Consider the following 12,332-nt stretch of genomic DNA (forward strand, 5'->3'; position numbering starts at 1 on the left):
GGTTATTATTTTAAGAAAAGAAGTTATTTCTTTGGGCGTAAACTCAACGTGATGACTTCTTTTTTGTTTCTTCATCATCAGTCGCGGATATCACGGCTAAAAGCTTAGTAATCGGGCACTTTAATATAAGGTGAATGAAACAATATTTTGCCGATCCACTATCGCTCAAGTAAAAAGGACTCTTAGATAAACTGTGAAGAGTGATGACCAATAATTAGCCATGTGCTGTTGATGCATTCGAACATGAAAATAAAGCGTGCCGGAATGGTTTGTCTGCTTTTATCAACAGCAAATGTAAACGTATAGTGTCCGCCCAAGACAACAGTTTCCTGATTGTGATTGGATCGTGCATCCCACTCGTCGACACGACAGTTTAGATCAGGATTTCCAAATAGCATTTCGAAATAGAGGCGACGATCCTGTGTGGTTGAGCAGATTTTATTTTGCAAGGTCGGTATGAGAAAGGCGTCTTCTGCGTATAGTGCCAAAACTGCATCGATATCGCGCGTTGACACAGCCTCTACCCAGCGTAGAAACACGGTGTGTGCTTTATCGATAGCTGAGCGGGTGGTCACAACGCTATGATTTTGTTGAGACTGTCTTTCTTTGGGCATGTGATGTTTCATCTGCCGGAGTGGTATTTGAATGCGTAAAACGGCCACAGTGCTTAATGACTAACAATTTCAGGTTTGTAGTCTGAGCCTGGGTCTATCGCGAGCAACAAGCGGGTTTCTCCAGTTCCTATGATTGGTGGAGAGCGGTGCTGCAGCGTGGTCTCTTCCTTTCCAAGCCAACGAGCGCCTCGCAGTAAAATAGCATCTCCTGCAGACACAGTGATTGGTGTGTCTTCAGCACCTCGTTGCGCCACCTGAGTACCCCTTCCGCGATATGTGCAAAGCATGCGGGCCGTCATATTGTCGACATGGAATTTACGGCAAGCGTTTGTATTTACAGGTTCGAGCCGAACGTGAAGTAAAGAACTTCCCATGATTTCGCTCATAATGAATCCTAGAGCAGCGATATCCCCAGCCAACATGTCGCGATATTTGCCGAGTGGTGTATGCGACAGGTCGCAAGCTGCATGGATGCTTTTTTCAAGTGCGTCTAGGGTTACCAGGCTCCGAAATTGTGGCAAGTTTTCTGGGTTGAGTTCTCTGATCCAGTCCGAAAAATCTAATGCTAGTTCTCGTTGCCAGACAGCTGCTGCAACACCACGTTGTTGGATGTGTGACAGTGTTGATGCGTCACTTCCTTGCACCATAACGTCAGCTTCGGTGTGGATGAGGGATTTAGTCAATTGCATTTTTATGCCTTACCGCTCAGGCCTTTCAAGAGACCGTGCCTTTCATCAATGTTTATTCGGGGGATGTCATCACGTAAGTTTAAATAAACGTAATGATATAACATTGCATTTATTTAAACAAGATACTAAAGAGACCAAAGTTTATTACCCACTACTAAGGTGAAAAATCACCACTTTTTTGTCGATATCGTCGGGCTTTAGCCCTTATTTTGGCTAAGGTGTGTCATACTCTCAAATACCGCTTGGTAAGGAATGTAAGCTACGGAATTGTAATACGCCTCTGTAGGCGTTCCTGTTAGATATTTTTTGACTTCCTGTAACTCTATTTCCCTGAATCAGATACCCCTGCTTAACAGGCTGTATTTTGCAAGGTTGAGCGATGTTCTTTTTTCAAGCGACTGAAACCTTTAATAATAGTCGGAGAAGGTTCAGTAAAATAATGTTTGCACATCGTATGGCTTAAATAAAACATCATAAGTTAGGTATTTTATTAATTATTAATATTTATCATATGTTTATCAGGAAAAATCTTTGAGAGTTAGTCTAGTGGATAAGCGTTCTTTTCTACCAGTTTTGATCTTTGTAAGTATATTTTTTATCGGGGTTTCAAAAGTCTATGCTGATCTAGGCTCGGTTAGTTTTTTCAAAGAAAATTTAGAGACCTCTATTAGCAATAAACGTGTGCTTATTGTTAAGAAGGGAGAAGAAGTTTCAAAATTTAGAACCGTGGATCTTGAAAAATTACCTCTCTATGAAGTTTCACTGCCGTCAATCTGGGAGAATGAGGCTGGACCGTATCAGGGAGTATTATTGCCAGATATTCTAAGAACCTCGGGAATATCAGATGCTAGACAAGTTAGAATGGTTGCTTTAGGTGGTTATGCAATTGATTTAACGCTTGCGAAGTGGCCTGCGAGTTGTCTGTTTGTCGCGACACGATATCAATCTCGTGAGATCAGAGTTGAGAAGAAGGGACCGATCCGCCTTCTTTTGCCTTGTATGATCAAGGAAAGGGATGGGGAAATGAATTACAGGGAAATCTCGACCGTAAATTGGATCTGGAATTTAAAAGAGATTCACATACTCAATTAATATTAACGGAAAAGAATTTTGGATAATTTTTCCTTCCTGTTTGTATGAATAAAGCGCCCATGTTTGCTTATCGAACGAGCTGGTTAAATTATAAGTTATTGTTTTCCTTTACTATTAAATGAAATAATCTTAAGTCCTTAAAATATATAAAATTTTACATAAAATTAGCCCAATAAATTCTTGTTGCGCGGGGGTTATCATTTGGCCTAAGCAGGGGACATTATAGTGATTGTGAGCAGCTTATTTAAATGCTGCCTCTACAATCCGTTTGCGCTTGAGCCGCAACTTTTCCCTTAAAAGATTGCTGGCTTGCGTATCGAGGGTCGCCTTCCCCCGAAGGTGACCCTCACCCATTTGTATTATTAATGTTTGAATTCATATTATAAATTATTTTTATGTAGGTTTTTTTGATACCAATAGGGCGAAAAATAATTCCCTTACTATTGGAGTCAGCAATGGAACGCACACTGCGCATCCGTAACGGAGAAAAAGTACGAGGCACATTTTCTAGATTAGAAATGGAACGCCGTGTCAGTAATCTACGTCGGCATATGGCTGATAATGATATTGATGCCGTGGTTTTGACTTCTTATCACAACATCAACTATTTCAATGATTTTGTATACTGTGCCTTCGGGCGTCCTTACGGTCTGATTGTCACACAGGACAAACATATCTCTGTAACGGCGAATATTGATGGTGCGCAACCGTGGAGACGCAGCTTTGACGACAACGTCATCTACACGGATTGGCAAAAAGATAACTATTTCTTTGCGATCAAGGATGAGCTGTCGGGGCAAAACCTGAGCCGTGTAGGACTGGAATTCGATCATATTAACATCGATAACAAAAACAAAATGGCTGCGGCACTTGGCAGTCCTGAGTTTGTTGATATCGGTGCATCGACCATGCGGATGCGGATGCTGAAATCTGCAGAAGAAATCGCGATTATCAAACATGGTGCAGCGACGGCTGATATTGGTGGTGCTGCCTGTGCAGAAGCCATTGCTGTGGGCGTTCCAGAGCACGAAGTCGCGCTTCATTCGACGCAGGCAATGATTCGCCATATTGCAAAGACCTTTCCCGATGCAGAGCTAATGGATACCTGGACCTGGTTCCAATCCGGGATCAATACAGACGGTGCCCATAACCCTGTGACCAGTCGGAAGATTGAAGCGGGTGATATCCTGAGTTTGAACTGCTTTCCGATGATTGCCGGATATTACACCGCGCTGGAAAGAACCCTGTTTGCCGAGCATGTATCTGATGCACATTTGAAATATTGGAAAGCCAACGTTGAAGTGCACGAAGTTGGCTTGAATTTAATCAAGCCCGGCGTTCGATGTTGCGATATTGCGCTTGAGCTCAATGAAATTTTCAAGAAGCACGATATGTTGCAGTATCGGACCTTTGGATATGGTCACTCATTCGGAACGCTAAGCCATTACTACGGCCGTGAAGCCGGACTGGAGCTTCGTGAAGATGTTGAAACCGTTCTGGAACCGGGTATGGTCGTCTCTATGGAGCCAATGATCATGATCGAAGAGGGTAATCCTGGCGCTGGCGGCTATCGCGAACATGACATTCTGGTTGTGGACGAAAATGGTGCAGAAAACATCACCAAATTCCCTTACGGTCCGGAGCACAACATTATCAGTAAGTAAATATCTTCCCTTGTTTGGAAACTCCATTTTGGAGGTTCTGATGTCTCAAACTTTAAACCCGGCATATTGGTGCCGGGTTTTCTTTTTGGTGAAGTATTTAAATAATTGATGTCACATTAAGGGTTCATCAAGCGTCATATTCCTGAAAACAACTTCAAGAACAACAAAGGAAATACAATGATGACAACGTCTTCCGGGCCTCTTTCTTTTGTGCCTTTGGCATCTGAAAGCCCCGTTATTCATGAAAAAAATGACCCAAAACTGATTGGGTATCTAGGCCAGGTTCATGTGATGATGGCAGAGCGTGGTTTAGAACATTCTTTGTCTGCACTCATTGAATTACGGGCATCTCAAATAAACCAGTGTGCCTATTGTGTTGATATGCATATATCTGACGCGCGAAAAGCCGGTGTTAGTCAGGATAAGTTGGATAAAGTGATTGTCTGGCGTTATGTGCGTATATTTTCTGCACCAGAACGTGCAGCTTTGGCGTGGACCGAAGCGTTGACAACATTGGACCCAAAAACAAATTATGCGAAGCTTCGGTCTGAGTTACGGCAACATTTTTCTGACAAGGAAATTACATTAATTACGACAGATATCGGGATGATCAACCTTTGGAACCGTGTACAGATCTCCAAGCATTGATATGGCAAGGCTCATATAATGCTTGAAAATAAAACTGATGTGTTTGAGCTATCGCGGCCCCGGCTTATGGGGCTCGCGTATCGCTTGTTGGGGTCTGTAAGTGATGCACAGGATGTTGTGCAGGAAACCTATTTGAAATGGATCTCTTATTCTGGACCGGAGATCGAGAACCCTGTCGGTTGGTTGTCACGCGTTTGTACAAACCGGTGTCTGGACCAACTGAAGTCGGCCCGTCATCAAAGATTAGATTACGTTGGTTCGTGGATACCGGATCAAATTCAAACGGAATTTGAAGCCAGTGCGGAAGAGAAGGTAGAAATAGCTTCGTCTTTGACAACAGCCTTTCTTTTGTTGTTGGAAAGACTGACGCCAAAGGAGAGAGCGGCATACTTGTTACACGATGTATTTTCGATGCCGTTTGACGAGGTGGCGCGTGTTCTGGATATGCAATCAGCAAATTGCCGTAAGTTGGCGACACGTGCGCGCGCATATGTGGCAAAGAATAATGTGCGACATGTACCGGAAAAGCAGCATCAGGAAAAATTGTTAGAAGCTTTTCAGCAGGCGATCCGAACCGGAGAGGTTGACGATCTGGGAACCATGTTACGGGCGGATAGTGATTTGCGCGCGGATAGTGGTGGTAAAGTTCAGGCTGTGCGCGATGTCATTGTTGGTCATGATGCAATTTGTCGATTTATCGAGGATATTTTATCGCATGCATGGCGAGACATGATGATCAAGCTTCAAGTACTTAATGGTACTTTGGGGTTGGTGATTGTGGATGAGGGTAAAACGCATGCGGCACTATCATTCGGATATGACGCAAAAGGACAGATAAGCCAAATATACATTATGCGGCATCCGGGAAAGCTGAAACAAATGATTTCAGCCAAAGGAATTCTGTCAAAATCAGGAGCTATATCCTGGAGGTGATATTCTTTTTCTAGCTATCGATCAGGCGCAGAAACTCGTTGACGGCGAACAGGCTTTGTTCCTGTGTAAAATATTGATAAGCTTTATCTTATCCATAAACGAACCCAGATTGCCAGATAATGTGTTTTTTTGCACTATGATTAATATCCCCACTGATCTGTTGCGTACCTTCTCTACTGTGAATGACTTGGGAAGCATAACCCGGGCAGCAGAGACATTGGGGCGTTCTCAACCTGCGATAAGTCTTCAACTGCAACGGTTGGAAGATCTTTTGGAAATATCGCTTTTTAACCGGAGCGGGCGAAAGATTACACTTACTGAAGAGGGGGAAATTCTGCGCGGATATGCCAAACAAATCCTTGCGCAGAATGATGAGATTATTTCCAGATTGAAAACCCCGAAAGTCGGGGGCGTTGTCCGTGTGGGTTTGCCAAATGATTTTGCCGTATCTCTGTTGCCGACAATCCTTGGCGGATTTACCAGTGCCCACGACGGAATCACGCTGGAAGTTGATTGCGGGATCAGTCGTGATCTTATTCAATCCGTGGACAAGAATGAGTACGATGTGGTCATTGCCCTTTGTTCCGATACACCGTCACCTTCGTTGGCCAAAACATGGTCTGATCGTCTGGCATGGGTTGGCAACGGAGATGCAGAATTGTTATCGCAAGATACCTTACCTCTGATCGTTTATCCGCAAGGGTGTATCTATCGACAGAGGTCAGTTGATGCCCTGAACAGGGCCGGAAAGAAGTGGCGCATATCCTATTCCAGCCCCAGCCAATCGGGTATCGAAGCTGCGGTAAAAGCAGGTTTGGGTTTGACTGTTTTGTCTGAAAAAACAGTACCGGACAGCCTAGAAGTCGTACCTGTAGAAAACGGTTATCCGGGGTTGGCAGATGTTGAAGTTGGTCTGTTTTATCGTCAGGGAAACTTAAGTGAGGCTGGGCTGCGGCTGGTCAACTATATAACGGCGTCTATGGATGAGCTTCATCAGGAATAAGTATTAGGCATGGATTAAGTTTCGCTATGTTTTTGAAACAGTATTTCTGAATATTGCCTGCTCAACGCGCGCATCTATATCCCATCCCTTGACGGTTGGTGTGCGGTGCAGCATAAATGATCGCTAGTCCAAATCGACATATAAAAAAATATCAGGGAGCGACAGGCGATATGACTTCTGTGACCAAACCTCAGTGGGTACCAAGCGAAGATCGTGTGCAAAATGCGATTGTCACCGATTTTATGGCCTGGCTGAATCAACAGAATAGAACAAAGGTGAATAATTTTGCTGATCTGCATAAATGGTCTGTAGAGAATATCGCCGATTTCTGGTCTGCCGCGTGGGATTATTTTGACCTCTCTGGCGAAAAGGGCGGTCATGTTTATACGCGTAATGATCTGGATATCAAATCAAGCGTATGGTTTTCTCAGTCAAAAACCAACTTTGCTGAAAACTTGCTGCGTTATCGCGGTGATCAGGATGCTATCGTTTTCTGGGGCGAAAAAGGACGTCAGAGATCACTAAGTAGAGACGATTTGTACTATGAAGTTTCCCGCCTTGCTCAAGCGCTGAAAGCACAGGGTGTTGAGCCTGGCGATCGTGTTGCCGGATTGATGCCGAATATGCCGGAAGCCATTATCGCGATGCTTGCAACAACTGCCATCGGCGGTGTTTGGTCATCGGCCTCACCGGATTTCGGTGCTCAGGGAATTCTGGATCGCTTTGGTCAGATTGAACCAAAAGTTTTAATCGCTCCTGATAGTTATGATTATAACCTGAAAAATCACGATGTTTTGGGCAAGGTTACAGAGGTTGTCAAAGAGATTCCTGCTATTGAAAAGGTTGTTGTGATCTCTTGGTCGGGTGAAGATCTTGATTTGTCTGGATTGCCAAATGCTGTCGATATGCGGGATTTTGTCGGTCCTTTCCAACCCACAGAAATAGCCTTCTCCAGACAGAGCTTTGATCATCCTCTCTATATTATGTTCTCTTCGGGGACGACCGGGGCGCCCAAGTGTATTGTTCACCGTGCAGGTGGGGCGCTGATGAAGCAGTTGGTTGAGCACAAGTTCCACGGCGATTTGAAAGAAAATGATCGCCTATTTTATTTCACCACCTGTGGGTGGATGATGTGGAACTGGTTTGCCGCCGGATTGGGCTGTGGCGCAACATTGATCTGCTATGATGGGTCGCCGTTTGCGGGTAGTCCAACAATTCTCTTCGATCTGGCGGAACAGGAAAAGGTGACCCATTTTGGGGCGTCACCCAAGTATCTGGATACCTTGAAAAAAGCAGGTGAAAGCCCGATCCAAAATTATAAGTTACCAGCACTTCGGGCGATTTATTCTACCGGGTCCCCTCTGTTACCCGAAGGATTTGATTTTGTTTATGAGCATGTGAAAAAAGATGTTCAGCTGGCATCGATTGCTGGCGGAACAGATATTTTGGGCTGTTTTATGCTTGGAAATCCTATTGGGCCTGTGTATCGCGGTGAAATCCAAACACCTGCCTTGGGCTGTGCGGTTTCTGCTTTTAGCGATGAAGGGCAGCCTGTATCCGATGATCGGGGCGAGTTGGTTTGTACGGAACCTTTTCCATCCATGCCGCTTTGTTTTTGGGGTGATGAAGACGGATCGCGCTATAACAAAGCTTATTTTGAACGCTTTGATAATATCTGGACCCATGGCGATTTTCTTGAAGTTACGGAAAATGGCGGTCTGATTATCCATGGTCGTTCTGACGCAACCCTCAACCCCGGCGGCGTGCGTATCGGTACTGCAGAAATCTATCGTCAGGTCGAAACACTGGAAGAAATTCGTGAAGCTATTGTCGTTGGTCAAAACTGGGATGGCGATGTGCGGGTGGTTCTCTGCGTTATTTTGCAGGATGGTGTTGAAGGCCTTAGTGAGGAGCTGATCAAGAAAATAAAAACTAGAATCAGAACCGGGTGTACACCGCGTCACGTTCCGGCAAAGGTTGTTGCAGTTTCAGATATACCGCGAACAAGATCGGGTAAAATCACCGAGCTGGCTGTACGCGATATCATCAATGGTCGCGAGGTGGGGAATAAGGAAGCATTGGCTAACCCCGAAGCTTTGGACCTCTACCGTAATATTCCGGCATTACAGCAAGATTAAAGGGATATATATTCTCAGGCATTCATTGTGCTTATGTACAATGAATGCCTGCGGTTATTTTCATCTCTACTGATTATGTGTACCGGTCCTGTTTGCTTAAAGATCGACTTCGATATCACTTTTGGCAAAACTACAGCAGGCGAGAAAGAGGTTGTTTTCTGTGTCTTCCTCACTTAACCCCATCGCATTGGGTGCTGTAATCTCGCCAGTTTTTAACTCGCTTTTACAGGTGCCACACAGTCCGCCTCGACAGCTGTAGGGAATATCAATCCCCGCAGCTTCTGCTGCATCGAGAATGGATTGATTCCCCTTTATTTCCGCAGTCATACCCGATTTAGAAAAGTGGATTGAATAGCTTGCAGCTGATCCATCTTCTGGTGGTAGAGTTGGTTCTATGGTGAAGCTTTCTTGATTGTATTGTTCTTTTGGCAGGCCATTGTTCATCAAGTGCGTTTGCACAGTTTCCATAAACTGATCAGGGCCACAGACGAACACATCGCGCTGGATATAGTCGGGGCAAACTTCTTTTAATATTTTTGGCGAGATTCGGCCCTTGATGCCGTGTTCTGCTAAATGAGAGGAAGGAACACCCTGTGTTGTGTTGTAGGATAGTTCGAGCTGGGGAAACTGCTTTGAAAGTAAGGACAGTTCTGACCAAGCAATCAAGTCATCAATAGTATGACCAGAATGGTGGAAATGGATGTCATAATCCAACCCTGTATCCGTGATGAACCGGGTCATGGAGAGCATGGGGGTTATGCCTGAACCACCGGAAATCATTAGAACTTTTTTCTTTTGGCTTTCTTTAAGATGGAAAACGCCAGCCGGACCGATTGCTTCCAGACTGGATCCAACAGCAACGTGATCGTGCAGCCAATTTGAAACACGTCCGCCATTAACCCGTTTGACTGTAATTGTAATCGTATCCGGGCGTGATGGTGTGGAGGAAATGGTATAGCAACGGCTAACGATTTCGCCGTTAATCGGAATATGGAGAGTCAGAAACTGACCGGGTTGATAAGAAAAACGTTTTACCGGATCAGACGTGAATTTAAAGGTTTTCACATCTTTGGTTTCTTCTATGACTTGTACGCACCTCAGCAATATGGGGGCTTGGTCAAAAGTTTCTGCTGGCCTAGGCTTCAGGTGAGCGGTAATGCGCGCTGATTTTGGTTTCCAATTATCAATGTAATGTGGTTTGGACTTGGTTTTTAGTATTTCGACAGGATCACCAACTTGAATGGTTCCTGTATTCAAGGGAATCATGTTTTCCCCGAAAATGACGTCTTTTCCACCTTGAACTTGGCGAAATTCGGTGAGAGTTTTTAGAGGCTCAAGATTTTTATCTGCGGCATGGGCAAAGGGATCAACCGTTGTAAAAACACAGCGCGCGCAGGGTTTAGGCAACTCGAATCTTACATCGCCAATCCTGATTAAGGACCAGCCATCTTCCTCGAAAGGCAAGGTGCCACTAACTGTAATGTTCGGGCGGAAATTGGCCATTGAAACAGGGGCAAGTAAACGCCTGTTTAACTCGTCTAACGAGCTATTTGCGGTGATGAGAATTGGAAATCCGTCAGCAAATCCGACATCGTTCTCTGGATGTTGCTTGATAAAGCGTTCAGACCTGTTGCCGAAATAGAGCAGTTTCATTGGCTCGCCGAGAAGATCACTTATCCATTTATCGGCTTGAGCACCACATTCCTGTCCGATCAGATCCGTACCCCAAACATTACTGTTTTGATATGTATCAGTGAAGCTTTCCGGATTTAGGATGATGGGTTCTTTGTCTTCATGAGACAAAGTTAAAAGAGCCCCCTGATAGGTGCTGATAATCGCTGTGATTTTTGGGTGTGTTCGCCCAGTAACAAAGGTCCCGTCGCGTTTTGTGATCAGGTATCGACGATCCCCAGCCAGACCCGCAGTCAGCACAGAAGCCTTGGACATTGAGATACCGGCAACAGATTTAACGGGATAAATCAGAAGGTCACTGACAACTATTTTAGACATTATAAGGCCTTTTATAGGGGCTGATTGGTAAGAAAGGTGATGATAGTGATCTGTTTCAAAGGAGAACAGGGCTAGATGTTAGAAATATTTTTAAAATATTTTTCGGGGACAGATTTTCTGTATTACCGAAATTTAATGTCTGTTTGTGACGGTTTAACGTTGTTGTTTGTTAAGCGTTAGAAAAGTTGTGCTTGCTGAGCTTGTGGTTCCTGACAGGCGGGACCTTCATGGCGTGCATTATTCACATAGCTGGTTACGGGGGTTGATTTTAGGCTGTTGATTGGGAGTGGCTTCAACAGGTCATGCCCACCCTTGAAAAGCCATGTGTTGTAATTTTTTCTTGGCACAATGACAGGCATACGATTGTGTATATGGCAAATGTCGTGATTAGCCTCGATCGTCAGAATGGCACAGGATTGAACTTCACTGCCATCTGCGCCCAGCCAATCATCCCAGATTCCTGCAAAAGCAAAGGGCGTATTGTTAGTCTGCGTGATGTAATAGCCTTGTTTCGTCGTTGTACCTGTCTTCCCGGAATACCCACTTTGCCACTCGTAGAAGCCGTCGGCGGGAATCAGGCAACGCCTGCCCCGAAAGGGACCTTTGAAGGATGGTTTTTCGTTGACTGTTTCGCTACGAGCGTTGTGCATTGGGTTGTTGAGATTCGGTTCTTTAACCCAATTTGGAATCAGCCCCCAACGATGAAGTGTAAAATGCTTTTTTTTGTCCGAACCGAGAACAATGACCGCAACAGGTTGAGTGGGGCATATATTATACCGTTCTTCCAGGTTGGGGCGCTCAGGAAAGCCCATAAGGTCACTTAAGTCAGCAATAGGGGTGGTTAAGGCAAAACGTCCACACATGATTCAGAAATAGTTATCCTTGAAAATTTATATTTAACTTACCAGTTTCTGGGCTTGAGGAAACCATCTCTTACGTTGTGATTCCGTGCTGAGTTTTATTGCTGATTAATCCCGGAGTTTCATTTTTATGATTCTTGATCTATACCCTTGGTTTGAAACGAGGGGCTTTCGAAGTGAGATAAGCTCTAGTCACGAATTTTGATGCGAGATTGAACCGATGATTTTTGGATTTTTTGGCCGGAAAAAAGAAATCCATATGATTGATGATGGGTTGAAGCGGGCGGGCACGTTTAGTGCTGTTGTGCCTGATGCAGTAAAATTAACTTTGTGGCGGTTGGCAAAAGATCGGGGACTGTTGAAAGATAACCCAGAGGTGACCCTTCATGATCTCGCTGGTTTTTTAAGCTATTGTATTCTGGGGCAGGAAGATTTCGAGGATTTTAATGGCCCGGAAGATTCAAAAGAAATGCTTCGTCGGTTAGAAATGGTCAAAATTTTCGAAGATGGCATTGATGCAGAAATTGTGATGTTAACCCTTCATGCCGGGTTGGCAGACGAAACCACCGCTGGCCAATATTCTATTGAAGCTGAAGTTGATTCAACAAATGGTGCTGAGAACTAGGGTGCGTTTAGGTAAGGGTTTTTCTTGGAATTTTTTGGGGAATAAAGCGGAGAGCG

The 12,332-nt window shown here is 44.6% G+C and carries 11 protein-coding genes; 7 read left to right on the top strand and 4 right to left on the bottom strand.

What is annotated here, in order from left to right; translation table 11 throughout:
• Nucleotides 1-182 precede the first annotated feature (182 nt).
• Together ACN0W5_RS15380 and ACN0W5_RS15385 are read right to left on the bottom strand one after the other, a co-directional pair.
• Entirely contained in the window at nt 183-614 is a 432-nt protein-coding gene (locus tag ACN0W5_RS15380) for a nuclear transport factor 2 family protein (RefSeq protein WP_417454971.1), read from the bottom strand.
• A 53-nt stretch (nt 615-667) separates the two neighbouring features.
• Complete coding sequence (locus ACN0W5_RS15385; protein WP_417454972.1) at nt 668-1,303, bottom strand: DUF1826 domain-containing protein; 636 nt, start codon at nt 1,301-1,303, stop codon at nt 668-670.
• A 546-nt stretch (nt 1,304-1,849) separates the two neighbouring features.
• Here ACN0W5_RS15385 and ACN0W5_RS15390 point away from each other — a divergent pair.
• From ACN0W5_RS15390 to ACN0W5_RS15415, 6 genes are all read left to right on the top strand, one after another.
• A complete protein-coding gene (locus tag ACN0W5_RS15390) occupies nt 1,850-2,395 on the top strand; it encodes a hypothetical protein (RefSeq protein ID WP_417454973.1) in 546 nt (181 codons plus the stop codon).
• Nucleotides 2,396-2,850: 455 nt separating this feature from the next.
• Nucleotides 2,851-4,059 (top strand): M24 family metallopeptidase, encoded by a 1,209-nt coding sequence (locus tag ACN0W5_RS15395; RefSeq protein WP_417454974.1) that lies wholly within the window; start codon nt 2,851-2,853, stop codon nt 4,057-4,059.
• 177 nt (nt 4,060-4,236) lie between these two features.
• Nucleotides 4,237-4,707 carry a carboxymuconolactone decarboxylase family protein gene (locus ACN0W5_RS15400; RefSeq protein WP_417454976.1) on the top strand — a complete coding sequence of 157 codons (471 nt, stop codon included), beginning with the start codon at nt 4,237-4,239 and terminating at the stop codon, nt 4,705-4,707.
• Between the two features lie 18 nt (nt 4,708-4,725).
• The gene (sigJ, locus tag ACN0W5_RS15405) at nt 4,726-5,640 is read left to right on the top strand and encodes an RNA polymerase sigma factor SigJ (protein ID WP_417454977.1); all 915 of its coding nucleotides are present in this window, start codon (nt 4,726-4,728) and stop codon (nt 5,638-5,640) included.
• Between the two features lie 136 nt (nt 5,641-5,776).
• Entirely contained in the window at nt 5,777-6,643 is an 867-nt protein-coding gene (locus ACN0W5_RS15410) for a LysR substrate-binding domain-containing protein (protein ID WP_417454978.1), read from the top strand.
• 170 nt (nt 6,644-6,813) lie between these two features.
• Complete coding sequence (locus ACN0W5_RS15415; RefSeq protein ID WP_417454979.1) at nt 6,814-8,781, top strand: acetoacetate--CoA ligase; 1,968 nt, start codon at nt 6,814-6,816, stop codon at nt 8,779-8,781.
• Between the two features lie 96 nt (nt 8,782-8,877).
• On the opposite strand, the gene ACN0W5_RS15420 is transcribed toward ACN0W5_RS15415, so the two are convergent.
• Both ACN0W5_RS15420 and ACN0W5_RS15425 read right to left on the bottom strand, forming a co-directional pair.
• Nucleotides 8,878-10,791, bottom strand: coding sequence for an MOSC N-terminal beta barrel domain-containing protein (locus tag ACN0W5_RS15420; RefSeq protein WP_417454980.1), 1,914 nt, complete (start codon nt 10,789-10,791; stop codon nt 8,878-8,880).
• 176 nt (nt 10,792-10,967) lie between these two features.
• A complete protein-coding gene (locus ACN0W5_RS15425; protein ID WP_417454981.1) occupies nt 10,968-11,654 on the bottom strand; it encodes an SOS response-associated peptidase in 687 nt (228 codons plus the stop codon).
• Nucleotides 11,655-11,871: 217 nt separating this feature from the next.
• Here ACN0W5_RS15425 and ACN0W5_RS15430 point away from each other — a divergent pair, with 217 nt between their 5' ends.
• A complete protein-coding gene (locus ACN0W5_RS15430) occupies nt 11,872-12,276 on the top strand; it encodes a hypothetical protein (protein ID WP_417454982.1) in 405 nt (134 codons plus the stop codon).
• Nucleotides 12,277-12,332 lie beyond the last annotated feature (56 nt).

Source organism: Kiloniella sp. (assembly GCF_048270245.1).
Taxonomy (GTDB): Bacteria; Pseudomonadota; Alphaproteobacteria; order Kiloniellales; family Kiloniellaceae; genus Kiloniella.

Excerpts from the sequence above, each read along its gene's own strand:
- ACN0W5_RS15380 (WP_417454971.1), bottom strand. The coding sequence starts at position 614 with ATGCCCAAAGAAAGACAGTCTCAACAAAATCATAGCGTTGTGACCACC.
- ACN0W5_RS15425 (WP_417454981.1), bottom strand. The coding sequence starts at position 11,654 with ATGTGTGGACGTTTTGCCTTAACCACCCCTATTGCTGACTTAAGTGAC.
- ACN0W5_RS15395 (WP_417454974.1), top strand. The coding sequence starts at position 2,851 with ATGGAACGCACACTGCGCATCCGTAACGGAGAAAAAGTACGAGGCACA.
- sigJ (WP_417454977.1), top strand. The coding sequence starts at position 4,726 with ATGCTTGAAAATAAAACTGATGTGTTTGAGCTATCGCGGCCCCGGCTT.
- ACN0W5_RS15385 (WP_417454972.1), bottom strand. The coding sequence starts at position 1,303 with ATGCAATTGACTAAATCCCTCATCCACACCGAAGCTGACGTTATGGTG.
- ACN0W5_RS15410 (WP_417454978.1), top strand. The coding sequence starts at position 5,777 with ATGATTAATATCCCCACTGATCTGTTGCGTACCTTCTCTACTGTGAAT.
- ACN0W5_RS15420 (WP_417454980.1), bottom strand. The coding sequence starts at position 10,791 with ATGTCTAAAATAGTTGTCAGTGACCTTCTGATTTATCCCGTTAAATCT.
- ACN0W5_RS15400 (WP_417454976.1), top strand. The coding sequence starts at position 4,237 with ATGATGACAACGTCTTCCGGGCCTCTTTCTTTTGTGCCTTTGGCATCT.
- ACN0W5_RS15430 (WP_417454982.1), top strand. The coding sequence starts at position 11,872 with ATGATTTTTGGATTTTTTGGCCGGAAAAAAGAAATCCATATGATTGAT.
- ACN0W5_RS15415 (WP_417454979.1), top strand. The coding sequence starts at position 6,814 with ATGACTTCTGTGACCAAACCTCAGTGGGTACCAAGCGAAGATCGTGTG.